Genomic DNA, 14,939 nt, shown 5'->3' with positions numbered 1-14,939 from the left:
CCAGTAAACCCTGCATAATGGAAAGTGTTGAAAGCTCGGCTATCAGATTGTGCTCGTCGACAGTTCAGGAAACACGCAGTTTTTCGGTAAACTGCTTGACGACAAGACCTTTCCCGAATCCGCTAACCGCGGCCTGATGGAAAGTGAAACCTATGCCGGACTGGACAGCATCACAAATGAAATGTTCATGAACGGCTACTTTACCAATAAACTACATAACACAGTCGGCATTCCGGTTGAAAGAGGCGGTGGACATTATGGCCTATTTATCCGTCCCGATACCAAGCTCAGGCAAATAATTATAATTTGGAGGTAACATCATGGAAAAAACTTGGAGTCTTCGTTTAATACGCTTTTCAGCAATATTCGGCTTGTTCGGAACCTTTCTCGGTTCGCAAATGGCCGGGGAAATGGACTATGCCCTGCGTCCGATTCATGCCCATATCCTGCTCGTCGGCTGGCTTTCGGTGTTTGCCTGGGGCATTTTCTACCGGGTCTACACCATCAAATACAAAAAACTTGTCGCTGTCCACGGCGCGCTCGCTATGGTCGGTGCCTTTTCGCTGACAGGCGGCATGTGGCTGTATAACCTGAACCCGTTCAATTGGAATGAAACCCTCGTCATGATCCTGTTCATCGTAGGCGGCAGCTTGCTGCTGATAGCATTCCTGCTGTTTGCCGTCATCACGTTTTTGACGGAGAAAGAATAGAAACTGAAAAATCCACTGAAAAGAGAAAGGCTCTTTTCCAGTGGATTTTTTCTATTACCTGCATAGAGTGAACTAAAGAATTAAGTTCTCAAATGGTTTAAGATTTCAAGAAACCGCTGCAGGCGGACGCTTTTAGACTGTATACTAGAATCTTTTAGCTGTTGCGGACACTGGAGAACGTATAAGCCGTTTCCGACTTGAACTCCTCATCTGCTTTTAGGACTGCGGATTGGAAGTGCGGGTGGCGCAACGAATCCGGCGGACTTTGCGTTTCAAGGCAAAGCCCCAAGTAGTCCTGCGCTTCTACTCCTCGGATTGAATAAGAGCCTCCGATATCGTTTCCCGTATACAACACCACTGCAGGTTCTGTTGTTTCAACAACCAGTTTCCGGCCACTTTCTGAATCAGTTAGTTTAATCCCTGGTTGTTCTGCATGATCCAACAAAAATGGATGGTCATAACCGTTTCCAGCCAGTTTGGCTTGCGGGTGTTCAGTGGACATTGCTTCCTTGATGCTTCTACCGTTTCGGAAATCGAACAGCGTGTCTTCTGCAACCGGAACCAAATTGCCTGTCGGCAGCAGTTCTTTATCCAGTTCCAAATAGTGATCACTTTTCAGCGTCAATTCATGGTCCTGGATCGTCCGCTTGAAGTTTCCGCTCAAATTGAAGTAAGAGTGGTTGGTCACATTCAACAAAGTGGTCTTGTCGGATTTTCCTGAATAGGAAATGACAAGCTGGTTGCTGCTATTCTTAAGGGTGTAGCGGACCGTCATGGATAAGTTGCCAGGAAACCCTTCCTCACCATCCGGACTGACATACGTAAATTCGACTGTTGCTTCATTTTTTGTTTGGACCACTTTTGAATCCCAAAGCGCGGAGTGAAATCCTTGGGAGCCTCCATGCAGATGATGGCCATTGGCATTTCTGGGTACTTGATAGTCTGTTCCCCCGATTGCAAACTCCCCGTCTTTGATCCGTCCGGCAAAGCGCCCGACCAATGCACCGAAAAAATACGGGTTGCTCTCGTACTCTTCGAGCGTATCAAAGCCCAATACAACGTTCTCCAGGTTTCCGTTGCGGTCTGGCGCTATAATTTCGGTGATCACACATCCATAATCGATGCAGGACACTTGAAAACCTTGATCATTTTTCAATGTATATAATTTGATTGGCCGATTGTCTTTGTAATCAAATACCTTTTCGCTGACTTCCATTTCTTCTTTCACCCTTTCTGTCTATCTGGCAACCCGACTTACTGCTAAAAACCACTAAACGCTATTTACTTTACCTCAAAGATATCCACCAGCAGCAGCGTAATCGCACCAATCAACGTGGCATCGTCTCCCAATTTGGAGACTTCCACTTTTGTTTGGCTTGCCGCAGGAGTTAGTGCAGAAGCTCGAATGGTTTCACGTATGGCAGGCAAAATGAATGTCTCTGCTTTGGAAACCCCACCGCCCAGCACAATTTTTTCCGGGTTGACGATGTGGATGAGGTTTGTCAGGCCGACGCCCATCGCTCTTCCAGTTTCTTTCAGAATAGCCGCAAATTCTTCATTGCCACTGATAGCCTGTTCAAATACATTTTCTGCTGTAAGTGGATTTCCCGGTGCCGTCCCAGTCACTTTTCTTGCGATGGCTGGGCCGGTGACAAAGGTCTGCAAACATCCCCGGTTCCCGCATTCACAAATCTCGCCATGCAAATCGATTGTCATATGGCCGATTTCCCCTGCAATATCAGAAGCACCGTGATAAAGCTTTCCATCGATGATAAGCCCCGCACCCACGCCGCTGCCTATATTCACCGCCAGCATGCTCTCCAGTTCTCCATGATTCCCAAACCAGTATTCACCCAATGCCATTGCCCGCGCATCGTTTTCCACTTTCACTTCCAGACCAAATGCCCGTTCCAACTCTTCTTTGATTGGGATATTGCTCAAGCCGAGATTCGGCGCATATAAAGAAGTGCCTGTCTCAACTTCCACCACGCCATGCATGGCCACACCGATGCCGATAGCTTGATCTGCTGTTTCCAGAACTCCTTCAATCCCTTTTTTTAATGCGGCCATAAACTGCTGGTTGTTGATCGGCAGCTGCAACGTTGTTTTCGACCTATTCAGCACCTTACCCGCGAGATCTGCCACAATGCATTCAATGCTTTCCGGACCTGCATCCACACCTATTATGGAAAATGCCTGGTTGTTGATCATCAGCATGGTCGGCTTCCGGCCGCCTTGTGACTGCCCGATGTCGCTTTCTTCAACTATTTTTTCTTCTATTAATTCTTTTACATTGCTGCTGACAGTCGGCGGCGTCAAACTTGTTTCTCTCGCAATTTGGGCTCGCGATATCGGGCCGTCTTTTCTTATTTTATTGAGGATAATCGATTTGTTCATCGACTTCATCCATTTAAAGGTGCCTTGACGCATACTAGATCCCCCCGTTTGTCAGATTCCTGCAGTTTGTAACTGCTTCGAACCTCATTAGTTAATAGTTTAACAAAATCTACTATATCTTTGTTAATTAAATTAACTTATGATTTTTTGGCGACACGGGGACAATCGAATGACGAACTCTTACAGCCATAGAAAAACACCTTTTTGCTGATATGGGTATTTTCATACTCACTCTTCAACGAAAGGTGTTTTTCATTTTATTGCGTTACGTTAAATCTTTTTCAAAAGGCTTACTTGCCATCGTTGATTTTTTTAATCTCGGATAAATCACATTTCGGCTTGCGGTGATAAGTCAAAAGTCCATTAATTTCTTGTTCCACATCGGTCAGCTGCGTATAGCAAAAACCTTGGACTACCGAAGAATCGAGCAAAGCTTTTGTATTTGCACGATAGGCTTCAATTAATTCTTCGCCGCCCTGAACCGCTGAATAACCCCATCCATTTTCCTGGTCGATCTCTTTCGTGTCATAGGCGATTCCACCATACTCCGTTATTAGAATAGGTTCTCCTCTGTATCCAAAGCCTTCCGCATAAATAGGACGATCTGCAGGCGTCGCAGCAATTGAACTTTCGACAGTTTGGTAGGCTTCTGCCATCTTCTCGGGAGACTGGTAATTATGGATGCCGCACAAATCAGAAACCGTGTGTTCCCATCCTTCATTTGAACAAACTGGCCGAGTTGGATCAAGGGATTTTGTTAAATAATACATAGCGAGTGAATGATGCTGCTGCTGTTTCTCCCTGGCTACGCGGGAAATTCCCCAACTTTCGTTCAACGGCACCCAGACAACCAAACTCGGGTGGCTGTAATCACGTTTAACCGCTTCTATCCATTCAGCAGAAATCCGTTCAACTGCTTCTTCGCTGTATTCCGAGCAGTTCGCCATCTCACCCCATAAAAGGTAACCCAGCTGATCTGCCCAATATAAAAATCGCGGATCTTCCACTTTCTGATGTTTGCGTGCCCCGTTGAATCCCATTTCCTTGGCAAGCACGATGTCCTGTTTTAACGCATCGTCTGATTCTGCAGTCAAAAGCCCACCCGGAAAATAGCCTTGATCAAGAACGAGCTTTTGGTAATAGGGCTTGTTATTCAGCATAAACTTGCCATCTTCAATGGATACTTTCCGCATCCCAAAATAGCTGGTTATCAGATCAACCACTTTTCCATCTGCAATAAGCTCCACTTTTGCATCGAACAAGTTCGGATGCTCCGGACTCCAATACCACCCAGGCCCATGAATATTACTTCTATCTGGAAAACGGCCGCGGATGTTGATGCTTCGCTTAATATGCGACTGAAAAACGGTAACTTCTTCACTAAAAACGGGTTCGCCTTTGAACGATACACTTATGCGCAACTTCGTATTTCCGAGAACCCTCCCAGCAATTTCTGTTTCAAATTCAATGTCGCCACGATCTACTTCTGGCGTCCAACGCAAACTTTTAATCGAGGTTTCTGCCACTGGCTCCAGCCAAACCGTCTGCCAGATTCCTGTTGTCCTCGTATAAAAGATCGAAGCCGATTCTTCATGCCAATACTGTTTGCCTCGTGGTATGGTCGTATCTTCGGAAGGATCTTCAACTCTTACAGTTAGATTGTTCTCTCCCGCTATAAGCAAGTCGGTAATATCGGCAGAAAAAGGAACATTTCCGCCTTGATGATAGGTCGCTTTCTCTCCATTTACATAGACCCATGCACGATAATCAACGGCACCGAAATTCAACTGAATTCTTTTGTCTTGCCAGTCTTCCGGCACTGAAAATGTCCGGTTATACCAGACTACTTCGTGAAAAGAAGGATCTCCAATGCCGCTGTTTTCGGTTTGATAGGCAAATGGAACTTTTATGGTCTGTCCTGAAGGAAAGCTCTGGTACCACTTGTCCTTTAACCCACGTTCTGTATCGTCAAAGGAAAAATTCCATTCCCCATTCAGGTTCAACCAGTTATTTCGTTGAAATTGCGGTCTCGGATATTCTGTTTGTAAATTTGCCATATGTTTACGCTACCTCCATCACTTATTTAATGCCTGACTGTGTAATGCCTTTGATCAACTGTTTCTGTCCAATCAAGAAGACAATTAAAATTGGAATGGTGGCAATCGTCGTTAATGCCATCAGTTTCCCATAAGAAGATGTAAAACTTCCTTGCTGCATAATGGCTATACCGGTAGTGATTGTTCTCATATCCGGCGAGTTTGTAGCCACCAGCGGCCATAAGAAATCATTGTAGATTCCCATGAAAGAGAAAATCGCCAATGTCCATATGATTGGTTTTGCAGAAGGAATTACGATTTTAATGAAAATTTGCCACTTGTTCGCTCCGTCCAATTTTGCTGCTTCTTCCAATTCTTTCGGGAACGATCTAAAAAATTGATAAAGCAAAAATACACCGAATGCATTGGCTGTATAAGGGAAAATCAATACAGCATACGTATTCAATAACCCAAAGTTGCTGAATTGCATATACATGGGAAGAAACGTGATGACAAAAGGAATCATCAGTGTACTAATGAACATTGGAAACAAGAATTTTTTGAAAGGAACATCCAACCGTGCCAAGCCATAGGCAGCCAACGCATCAATTGTTACGATGATTGCTGTTCCGGTCAGTCCTGCAAATAACGAGTTGAACATCCACCTGAATATCGGAACATCCACTCCTTCACCCGTCAGCGTGTATAAATAGTTTTCAAAAGTAAAGTTTTCCGGTATCCAGTTTAGTCCTCCGGCGATAGCTTCAAAATCATTTTTAAAGGAAGTGGAAATCATCCAAGCAAGAGGAATGAGAAATAAAAGCCCTATTACCGAAGCAAGCACGATCAGTCCAATCTGCTTTCCATTCTTTTTCATCAGCTTTCCCCTCCTTGTTTGCGATTGGCGATTTTAAATTGGATGACGGAAATGACAATCATGATCAGCGACATGAGCAAGGCCATTGCCGATGCCACACCTAATTCCCGCTCTTCAAAAGCAAGGTTAACAATTCCCATTAACAGCACTTCCGTCGAATCTCCAGGGCCGCCTCGTGTCATCAAATAAGGTTGTCCAAAGACGTTGAACGAAGCGATGGTTGAAGTGATAATCACGAATAACATAATGGGACGGATAGTCGGCAAAGTGATATGAATAAATTTCTGCCAAGCGCTCGCACCGTCAATGGCACCGGCTTCATATAATTCTTCCGATACTTCATTCAAAGCGTTGATAAAAATAATCATATTAAAGCCCAGCGTCCACCAAATCGTGGCACCGACAAGAGAAATCCATGCAAACGGCTGCTTTGTCAGCCAGGGAATAGCATCAAAGCCTAAATCCATTAAATACATATTAAGCAACCCGGAGTTCGTATCGAGTATCCAAAGGAAAATAATGGAGACTACTGAAACCGATATGGCATAAGGGATAAAATAGATCGTACGGAAAAATGTTCTGAGTTTTCCGGGTAAGCTATTTAACAACAACGCCAGCCCCAACCCGATTGATACTAGTAAAGGCACTGAAAAAATGACAAACTTGAGGGTGTTTCCTAGTCCGTCAAAGAACAACGAATTCATCGCAGAATCCGGATTGAAAATAGTAGCGTAGTTTTCAAAGCCGATAAAAGGCTGCACACTCGACAGTAAATTATAATCGTGCAAACTAATGTATATTCCATATACAAGCGGGATAAAAAGAAAAGCTAAAAACAGCAGTAAATACGGCAACACAAATAGGAAGGATGTGAATTTGGAAAGTCTTTCTCTTTTTGCTTTGCTCGCAGGCAATTTTGCTTCTTTCATTGCTTTCTCACCTCATTTTGAATAACTTAGTGCTTCTGATAAAAAGAAAAAGTAAGCAGTGCAGACTCCACCTGCTTACTTTTTAATTTGTTATTCTAAAGCATTGGCAGCTTTTTGTTGCGCTTCCTCCAATGCTTCTGTTGTATCTTTTTGTCCTAACAGCACTTCATTGACTGCTTCCATCAAAGGACCGGTTGCCTGTCCCCAGTTTTCCACATCTGGACCAAATTTAACATAATCAAATTGCTTCGCTACTTGTGAAGATTGGGTATTTACATCCTGGAACTCGTCACTTTCGTACACAGCTTTTGAAGCTGGTGCCTGGCCCGATTCTGCCCAAGCCAATGCGTTGTCTCCTACATAGCTAAAGAAGTTGGTAATCGCATCCAGTTTTTCTTCGTCTACACTTTCCGGAACAACAAAGTTATGCGAGTTTGCATAAACGCCTTCTTGTTCTGTTCCTAATTGAGGTACTGGTGCTACGCCGTAATTAAGGCCTGAATCTTCCCATTGTTTCATCATCCATGGGCCATTCATGTGCATGCCGCTTCTTCCTTGCAAGAACATCGTTACTTCTCCATCTTGCTGTACATCGCTAGGAGAAACAGCATATTCATCAATTAACGACCGCTCAAATTCCAAAGCTTCTACAACTGCATCCGAAGTAAATTGAACTTCTCCGTCCGCATATAACTCCCCGCCATTTTGGAAAACGATTGTTGGGAAGATAAACTCTTGCGGCCACAACGTCGGAACAACATAGCCATATTGGTTTTCGTCCTCATTTGTCAGCGCCTGCGCATACTCGATAAATTCTTCACGATTAGTCGGCGGCTGTTCTGGATCTAAGCCTGCTGCTTCAAACATATCTTTATTCCAATAGAAAAGAAGCGGATGAATATCCAAAGGTACACCATATAATTCGTCCTCTACTGACGCACCTTCAATCGCATTCGGATGATATTCATCAACCGAAATCTCATCACCCATTAAATCACCAAGATCTCTTATAATATCTTTTTCAGCATACGTAAATATTTGATCGCCGTGCATTACCATCACATCTGGCATATTCGACTCTCCATTAACAGCCAAATCTACAGTTTTGTAATATTCACTTTGCGGAACTATTTGGAAGTTGACGTTATATTCATCCTGTGACTCGTTATAGCCATCGACAATTTCCTTCATATAAGGACCATCTGGGCCTGAGAAAGGAGCCCAAAGCGTGATTTCAGAGTTGTCTTCAGAACTTCCAGAATTTCCACCCTCTTCAACTACACCACTATTGCCGCTGCATGCTGTCAACAAAACTGCCGAACATGTCACTGCCAAAGCACTCCATCGTTTATTCGTCTTCTTCATTTTCCCACTCCCTTTTCTTAGTTAAAGCGCAGTATTGTATTCAATCCTTTAATCCGTAACTGGAACTTTTAGTTGTTCTTCGCTTGGCTGCCCGCCTTCGATCAATGGCCAGCTATCTTCCCAGACAATAGGATCTATCATCAGTGGCCTTCTTGAAGCACCCGTCCACAGCAATGGATCGGTCTTTTCAATTGCATGATAGACAAGCCAGTCTTCTCCTGCCTCGTCTGTAATAATCGAATTATGTCCAGGGCCAGCAAACTTGCTGTCTTCATCGGAGGATAGGATCGTTGTCCCGCCATTGTCGAGCAATGTCTTTCCTTCGCGGTCAACGTATGGGCCCTTGAAACTCTCTGACCGTGCAATTGCTAGATGATAAGTGCTGTCTTCTCCTTCGCAGCAAGAACCCTTGGAACCAAAAAAGTAATAAAATCCATCCCGCTCGATAATATAGGGTGCTTCATAATCCTCTCCAGCAAGCTGAAACTTTTCACCAACCGTCGTCACTCCATCTTGTGACAGTTCAATTCCATAAATGCCATGGAAACTTCCCCAAACAAGATAAGGGACATCACCTTCAACGTAGAAAAATGGATCAATCGAGTTAGCTACGCCAATTTCCTCGCTTGTGAACATCTTTCCTTTGTCTTGAAAAGGACCTGCCGGAGTGTCGGAAACTGCTACACCGATTCCTGGATTCAGATCTCCCCATAAGGATAAAGAGTAATAAAGCATATATTGATCATTGTAAAATTGAATATCTGGCGCCCAGATGTCTCCCGCTGCTTTCCAGTCGGGCTTTTCTTCGAACGCTTCCCCAACGAACTCCCAATCAATTAAGTTTGTGGATCGAGAAATTGGAACCAATTTTGTTTCAGAATCATCTCCCCAAGCATCTTCTGTACCATAAGCGTAGTAACTGCCGTCCTCGGCTTTGATAATTGAAGGATCTGCTAATACTGGTTCGTACACAGGGTTGTTAAAAGATGTTGTTTCTTTCGTCTGTTCTTCTTCTGGAGAACAGCCTGTCAACATTATTGATAGTAAAAAGACGCCAAAAACCGAAAACTTATATATTGTTCCATCAACTCCTTTACCTTAATTATTGAAAGCACTTACATGAAGCCATTGTAATATATAAGTTTGTTTCATTACAAGTATATTCGTAATAAAAATCAGAAAACTTTTTTTATTCTATCTTTTGCCCTCATAAAAAAAAAAGCAAGATCCACAGTAGCTTTCTGTGGATCTTGCTTTGAAAACGGATTCTATTATTTAGGCTCTGTCAGTAAACGCATCACAATTCCTTGCCTGTAATTCCCGAATTTGTGGCCGAATAAATTTATTCCACCTACATTGAGTGCATCTTCTTTAACACCAATTTTAAAAGAGATATAAGGAGTTTCAGCGATTTTCAATGTATCTATTGTACACTCTCTGCTCACTAGCTTGTCATCCAGGTAACAGCCTTCTTTGGTCACTCGCCAGTTTTTCAGCAAACCGTATTGGGTATGGTTCGTCATCCACCATTTTGGCGTAAGAAACCCCCGCTCCCCACCAAAATCGCTTGGAGACGTCCATGTTGCAACTTCATGTCCATTAATCCAAACGGTTATATCGGAAGGCCAATCCAATTTGAATAACGGAGCTTCCGAACAAACTTCTGCACTAAACTTGATTTGGTCCGCTTTTTCCCCCCGGGGCAGACGGTTTGGAAATCGGTATTCCAAATAACCTGTTTTGAAGAAAATTAACTGCGCTTCGTCCCTGCCCGTTTCATAGAAAGCACGCGGATCATCATGTCCGTTAATATAATCAGATTCCCCCACTAAACCACAGCTTGGTTCGATGCTGCAATCCGTGTATTGGCCAATCGGCATATCATAAATAATCGTTTCTTCTGCTTCTTTTTTTTCTTGGGGTGCAATATCGATGATAATCTGATCGTATTTTTTTGTGTTGATCTTTTGCGTACCTCTGCCAGGCAGCAATTCTGTGGTAATCAGGTCTACATCTTCGAGCTTTTTCACATTTACAGCAGTTGTAGAAAAAGGCAAGCCGAGCCGCTCCGACAATTCGTTGACGTTATGCGGCCGCTCACTTAAAAGACGCAATATCGCCATTCTATGTTTATTGGCCAAGGCTTTACATACTTCAATTGATTCTTCGAAACTTAGCTCTAAAGTTCTCATGGGCATATCCTACTTTTACTCTGATTTTTATTGTAATAAAATTATACCACTACAGAGATTAAGTCAAGCAGAAGGAAATGAATAAAGTTCCATTCTCAGTTATCATTCCATTCGACAATTGGCTTCATCGAGCGAAAAAAGATCCAGGAACTAAATATTTCAATTAAGGATAGCTGGTAGATTCACTAATTTAATTCCATTAAAAACTCTTCGGCGCCCAGTAATAGCATCGCTTGTTCGCCGTCTGCAGCTTATAAGTGCTTCCAATCTCATGATTGAATAGTTCAACAAAATAAATTATACTGATGTTAATTAAATTAATTTATAAAGTATTGGAGGAATAAGATGAACCAGAACGGGTTGGCCCAAACTTTCAACAGCATCTTCAAGACGGATGAAAAACCGCGATTCTTCTTTGCGCCTGGCCGCATCAATTTGATTGGTGAACATACTGATTACAATGGTGGACATGTGTTTCCAGCCGCCATTTCCTTTGGAACTTATGCGGTTGCCCGACAGCGCCCCGATCAAAAACTGCGATTCTACTCGATGAATTTTCCAGAACGGGGAGTAATCGAATGCGACCTTGCCGACTTATCCTTTAACCCGGACCATGACTGGGCAAACTTTCCGAAAGGCATGATCCATCATTTTGTGGAAGATGGGTTTGCAATCTCTTATGGAATGGATATTTTGTTCTATGGAAATATTCCGAACGGTGCCGGATTGTCTTCTTCCGCTTCCATTGAAATGGCCACAGGCGTTGCCGTGGAAGGCCTGTTCGATATAGAAATCGATCGCTTGCGCATGATTCAACTTGGGCAAAACGTTGAAAACCAATATATTGGCGTCAACAGCGGCATTATGGACCAGTTTGCGATTGGAAAAGGAAAAAAAGACTCTGCGATTTTACTGGATTGCCAAACGCTGAAATATAGCTACGCACCCGTTAAATTGATGGATCATGAAATTGTCATTATCAACTCCAATAAACAGCGGACGCTGGCCGGTTCAAAATACAATGAACGCCGCGCCCAATGCGAACAGGCGCTGGCTGATATACGAACCGAACTCGAAGTCAACAGTTTAGGCGAACTGACAGCAGAGGAGTTCGAGCAGTACAAACACCTGATTGAAGATGACACAAACCGCAAACGGGCAAAGCATGCAGTCTATGAAAACGAACGGACCTTGCTGGCGCTCAAAGAACTTGAGCAAGGCAATATTTCAGCGTTTGGAAAATTGATGAACGAGTCCCATGTTTCTCTTCGCGATGATTACGAAGTGACCGGCGCAGAGCTCGATCATATTGCAGAAACGGCTTGGAAACATCCCGGTGTCATCGGTGCACGAATGACCGGAGCCGGATTCGGCGGATGTGCCATTGCCATTGTGCACCAGACACAAATCGAAAGTTTTAAGGAAAACTTAACAAAGAGCTATACCGAAAGATTTGGTTTTTCTCCTTCTTTCTATGAAGCGAAAATTTCGGATGGCGCCAAAGAACTTACAGAGGAGTTTTGAACATGAGTGTCTTAGTGTTAGGCGGAGCTGGATATATTGGTTCACATGCAGTTTATCAACTAATCGATCAAAGAGTAGACGTTGTCGTTGTCGATAATTTAGAGACAGGACATCGGAAAGCCGTGCACCCGAAAGCTGTTTTTTACAAAGGCGATATTCGCAATGCTGACTTTCTGAACTCGGTATTCGAAAAGGAATCGATTGATGAGGTGCTTCATTTTGCCGCTAATTCGCTGGTCGGTGAATCGATGGAAAATCCCCTGAAGTATTTCGATAACAATGTTTACGGTACCCAGGTCTTGTTGAAAGCCATGATCGATCACGATGTGAAGAAAATCGTCTTTTCATCTACCGCTGCAACTTATGGCGAGCCGGAATCCGTACCAATTACCGAAAAGATGCCAACCAATCCGGCCAATACATACGGCGAGACAAAGCTGACCATGGAAAAAATGATGAAGTGGACAGGCGTGGCCCATGGCTTGAAATTTGTTTCCTTGCGCTACTTTAACGTAGCGGGGGCAAGAGAAACAGCCGAAATAGGCGAAGATCACCGCCCTGAATCCCACCTTGTTCCCCTCATCTTGCAGACGGCACTCGGGCAGCGAAAGGAAATCACTGTGTTTGGTGATGATTATGATACGGCTGATGGAACGTGCATCCGCGACTATGTTCATGTCGAAGACTTGATCCGCGCCCACCTCTTAGCATTGGATTATTTGAGAAAAGACGGCGAAAGTGATGTCTTTAATCTTGGAAGCAGCCAAGGGTTTTCTGTGAATGAAATGATTTCCACTGCCCGCTCTGTAACAGGAAAAGACATTCCAGTGAAAGTTGGGCCCCGCAGAGCAGGTGACCCGAGCATCTTGATTGCCAGTTCAGATAAAGCAAGACACGTATTGGGCTGGAATCCTGCCTATACTTCTGTCACCAAAATTATCGAAGATGCATGGCACTGGCATTCTTCGCATCCAAACGGCTATGAAAAGGAAGTGTAGATATGGTTCATGAAAATCTTTCAGGACTCCTTCAAAAGGGCCTCGAATCAGACTTGATAAAAGCAGAGGATGCAGATTACGTCCGCAACCAGGTGATGAATCTTTTGGGCTTGGAATCGTTTCCTGAAGAACCCATCTCCCCTGCAAACGACACCATTCCAAACCTGCTGGAACACTTGATTGCTTATGCCGTGGAACAAGGCGTGATCCTGGATATTTTTGACGACAAGGAAATCTTGTCAGCCAATATTATGAATTGCTTTGTCGCCAGGCCTTCTGTCATTAATGCCGCATTCAATGAAAAATACGCGGAGTCGCCAATCGCCGCAACCGATTACTTTTATGAGTTGAGCAAAAACAGCAACTACATCCAGATGAACCGGATCCGGAAAAACATTTCCTATAAAGCAGATACCCCTTACGGACAGATGGACATTACGATTAATCTGTCGAAACCGGAAAAAGATCCAGAGCAAATCAGAAGAGAACGTGAAATGAAACAAACGCTCAGTTACCCGAAATGCTTGTTGTGCAAGGAAAATGAAGGCTATACCGGACGCATTGGCTATCCGGCACGGGCGAACCACCGGATCGTTAACGTGCCGCTCACCGGAGAAAACTGGTATTTCCAGTATTCGCCCTATGTCTACTACAACGAGCACAGCATTGTGCTTTCTGAAGAACACCGCGACATGAAAATTGATCGAAACGGCTTTGAACGGCTGCTTACATTTACAGACCTGTTTCCCCATTATTTTGTCGGGTCGAACGCCGATTTGCCGATTGTTGGCGGGTCTATTTTAAGCCACGACCATTACCAGGCTGGACGTTATGAGTTTGCCATGACCAAAGCGGAAGACGATTTTCTATTCAGCTTGGACTCCTATCCGGACATCACTGCCTCTGTCGTAAAATGGCCGATGTCGGTGATCCGCTTGAAAGGGCAAAAAATTGACAGCCTGGCAGATGCCGCGGATGAGATTTTGCAGACGTGGAAGAATTACTCCGACGAATCAGCGGATGTTCTGGCTTTTACTGGCGAGACACCGCATAACACCATCACCCCGATTGCAAGAACGCGGAATGGACTATTTGAAATTGATTTGGTGTTGCGAAACAACCGGACAACGGCGGAATACCCGTCCGGAATTTTCCACCCGCATGCGGATGTCCATCACATCAAAAAAGAAAATATCGGCTTGATTGAAGTGATGGGGCTCGCTGTTTTGCCGCCGCGCTTAAAAGAGGAACTCGCTGAAATCCAGGAATTTTTACTCGACAATACAAGCAACGTAGCTCCCTTCCACCTCGAATGGGCTGAACAATTAAAAGCGCAATACGGCACGCTCTCTGTACCGGAAGACGCAGAAGCGATCCTGCAGAAAGAGCTGGGGAAAAAGTTTGTCAGAGTCCTTGAAGACGCCGGCGTATTAAAAGAAAAAGAAGCATTCCAGCGATTTATCAACACGCTGAATAAATAAGTAGGCCGCATTGAGTTTCATGCAATAAAAACAGGAGGAACCTTCTTTTTAAGGTTCCTCCTGTTCAGACTGTAGACAAAGTCTAATCAAAACGAATAGCGGTGTATAACCCCAACAAGCGTAGTAATCCCTTCACTCAAGGATCTGGAGCACAAGGCGGCGACTCCTGCGGTAGAACGGAGTGATGAGACCCCGCAGGAGCTTGCGACGAGGAGGCTCAGCGCTTCGTCCGCGGAAAGCGTCCGCCTGGAGCGCAGGATCCTGTATAAACACGATAAAATAAGTATTCATTCTTTGAATACCATAAATATTCTTTTGTCTACAAGCTCAACAGGAGGAACCTTCTTTTCGAGGTTCCTCCTGTTCAGACTGTAGACAAAGTCTAATCAAAACGAATAGCGGTGTATAACCCCAACAAGCGTAGTAATCC

13 protein-coding genes are annotated in these 14,939 nt (G+C 44.1%); 5 read left to right on the top strand and 8 right to left on the bottom strand.

Features of this window, described 5'->3' with window-relative positions; translation table 11 throughout:
• Positions 1-49 precede the first annotated feature (49 nt).
• Together J7I83_RS03110 and J7I83_RS03105 are read left to right on the top strand one after the other, a co-directional pair.
• Positions 50-316, top strand: a complete 267-nt coding sequence (locus J7I83_RS03110) for a hypothetical protein (RefSeq protein WP_215099228.1) — start codon at positions 50-52, stop codon at positions 314-316.
• A gap of 4 nt (positions 317-320) precedes the next feature.
• Positions 321-710 (top strand): hypothetical protein, encoded by a 390-nt coding sequence (locus tag J7I83_RS03105; protein ID WP_215099227.1) that lies wholly within the window; start codon positions 321-323, stop codon positions 708-710.
• Between the two features lie 154 nt (positions 711-864).
• On the opposite strand, the gene J7I83_RS03100 is transcribed toward J7I83_RS03105, so the two are convergent.
• The 8 genes from J7I83_RS03100 to J7I83_RS03065 form a co-directional block, all read right to left on the bottom strand.
• A complete protein-coding gene (locus J7I83_RS03100) occupies positions 865-1,926 on the bottom strand; it encodes an aldose epimerase family protein (RefSeq protein ID WP_215099226.1) in 1,062 nt (353 codons plus the stop codon).
• A 65-nt stretch (positions 1,927-1,991) separates the two neighbouring features.
• Positions 1,992-3,140 carry an ROK family transcriptional regulator gene (locus J7I83_RS03095; RefSeq protein WP_215099225.1) on the bottom strand — a complete coding sequence of 383 codons (1,149 nt, stop codon included), beginning with the start codon at positions 3,138-3,140 and terminating at the stop codon, positions 1,992-1,994.
• A 257-nt stretch (positions 3,141-3,397) separates the two neighbouring features.
• Positions 3,398-5,164 carry a glycoside hydrolase family 2 protein gene (locus J7I83_RS03090; protein WP_215099224.1) on the bottom strand — a complete coding sequence of 589 codons (1,767 nt, stop codon included), beginning with the start codon at positions 5,162-5,164 and terminating at the stop codon, positions 3,398-3,400.
• 22 nt (positions 5,165-5,186) lie between these two features.
• Positions 5,187-6,020, bottom strand: coding sequence for a carbohydrate ABC transporter permease (locus tag J7I83_RS03085; protein WP_215099223.1), 834 nt, complete (start codon positions 6,018-6,020; stop codon positions 5,187-5,189).
• Positions 6,020-6,949, bottom strand: a complete 930-nt coding sequence (locus tag J7I83_RS03080; RefSeq protein ID WP_215099222.1) for a carbohydrate ABC transporter permease — start codon at positions 6,947-6,949, stop codon at positions 6,020-6,022. The genes J7I83_RS03085 and J7I83_RS03080 overlap by 1 nt, the downstream gene beginning before the upstream one ends.
• 90 nt (positions 6,950-7,039) lie before the next feature.
• The gene (locus J7I83_RS03075) at positions 7,040-8,314 is read right to left on the bottom strand and encodes an ABC transporter substrate-binding protein (RefSeq protein ID WP_215099221.1); all 1,275 of its coding nucleotides are present in this window, start codon (positions 8,312-8,314) and stop codon (positions 7,040-7,042) included.
• A gap of 48 nt (positions 8,315-8,362) precedes the next feature.
• Positions 8,363-9,349, bottom strand: a complete 987-nt coding sequence (locus J7I83_RS03070; RefSeq protein ID WP_215099220.1) for a family 43 glycosylhydrolase — start codon at positions 9,347-9,349, stop codon at positions 8,363-8,365.
• 236 nt (positions 9,350-9,585) lie between these two features.
• Complete coding sequence (locus J7I83_RS03065) at positions 9,586-10,506, bottom strand: ArsR/SmtB family transcription factor (RefSeq protein ID WP_215099219.1); 921 nt, start codon at positions 10,504-10,506, stop codon at positions 9,586-9,588.
• Between the two features lie 345 nt (positions 10,507-10,851).
• Between J7I83_RS03065 and J7I83_RS03060 the strand changes: the two genes are divergently transcribed.
• From J7I83_RS03060 to galT, 3 genes are read left to right on the top strand one after another with little or no spacing between them, the layout of a single operon-like run.
• Entirely contained in the window at positions 10,852-12,030 is a 1,179-nt protein-coding gene (locus J7I83_RS03060; RefSeq protein ID WP_215099218.1) for a galactokinase, read from the top strand.
• A gap of 2 nt (positions 12,031-12,032) precedes the next feature.
• Complete coding sequence (gene galE, locus J7I83_RS03055; protein WP_215099217.1) at positions 12,033-13,028, top strand: UDP-glucose 4-epimerase GalE; 996 nt, start codon at positions 12,033-12,035, stop codon at positions 13,026-13,028.
• 2 nt (positions 13,029-13,030) lie between these two features.
• A complete protein-coding gene (gene galT / locus J7I83_RS03050) occupies positions 13,031-14,509 on the top strand; it encodes a UDP-glucose--hexose-1-phosphate uridylyltransferase (RefSeq protein ID WP_215099216.1) in 1,479 nt (492 codons plus the stop codon).
• Positions 14,510-14,939: the final 430 nt, after the last annotated feature.

The organism is Planococcus sp. ISL-110 (genome assembly GCF_018613575.1).
GTDB lineage: Bacteria > Bacillota > Bacilli > Bacillales_A > Planococcaceae > Planococcus.
Note: the sequence above shows the minus strand (reverse complement) of the source record. Positions and strands in the feature narration are given on the sequence as shown.

What these genes read in the sequence shown, in the direction of transcription:
- J7I83_RS03105 (WP_215099227.1), top strand. Translation starts at nt 321, where the DNA reads ATGGAAAAAACTTGGAGTCTTCGTTTAATACGCTTTTCAGCAATATTC.
- J7I83_RS03100 (WP_215099226.1), bottom strand. Translation starts at nt 1,926, where the DNA reads ATGGAAGTCAGCGAAAAGGTATTTGATTACAAAGACAATCGGCCAATC.
- J7I83_RS03095 (WP_215099225.1), bottom strand. Translation starts at nt 3,140, where the DNA reads ATGCGTCAAGGCACCTTTAAATGGATGAAGTCGATGAACAAATCGATT.
- J7I83_RS03090 (WP_215099224.1), bottom strand. Translation starts at nt 5,164, where the DNA reads ATGGCAAATTTACAAACAGAATATCCGAGACCGCAATTTCAACGAAAT.
- J7I83_RS03085 (WP_215099223.1), bottom strand. Translation starts at nt 6,020, where the DNA reads ATGAAAAAGAATGGAAAGCAGATTGGACTGATCGTGCTTGCTTCGGTA.
- J7I83_RS03080 (WP_215099222.1), bottom strand. Translation starts at nt 6,949, where the DNA reads ATGAAAGAAGCAAAATTGCCTGCGAGCAAAGCAAAAAGAGAAAGACTT.
- J7I83_RS03075 (WP_215099221.1), bottom strand. Translation starts at nt 8,314, where the DNA reads ATGAAGAAGACGAATAAACGATGGAGTGCTTTGGCAGTGACATGTTCG.
- J7I83_RS03070 (WP_215099220.1), bottom strand. Translation starts at nt 9,349, where the DNA reads ATGTTGACAGGCTGTTCTCCAGAAGAAGAACAGACGAAAGAAACAACA.
- J7I83_RS03065 (WP_215099219.1), bottom strand. Translation starts at nt 10,506, where the DNA reads ATGAGAACTTTAGAGCTAAGTTTCGAAGAATCAATTGAAGTATGTAAA.
- J7I83_RS03060 (WP_215099218.1), top strand. Translation starts at nt 10,852, where the DNA reads ATGAACCAGAACGGGTTGGCCCAAACTTTCAACAGCATCTTCAAGACG.
- galE (WP_215099217.1), top strand. Translation starts at nt 12,033, where the DNA reads ATGAGTGTCTTAGTGTTAGGCGGAGCTGGATATATTGGTTCACATGCA.
- galT (WP_215099216.1), top strand. Translation starts at nt 13,031, where the DNA reads ATGGTTCATGAAAATCTTTCAGGACTCCTTCAAAAGGGCCTCGAATCA.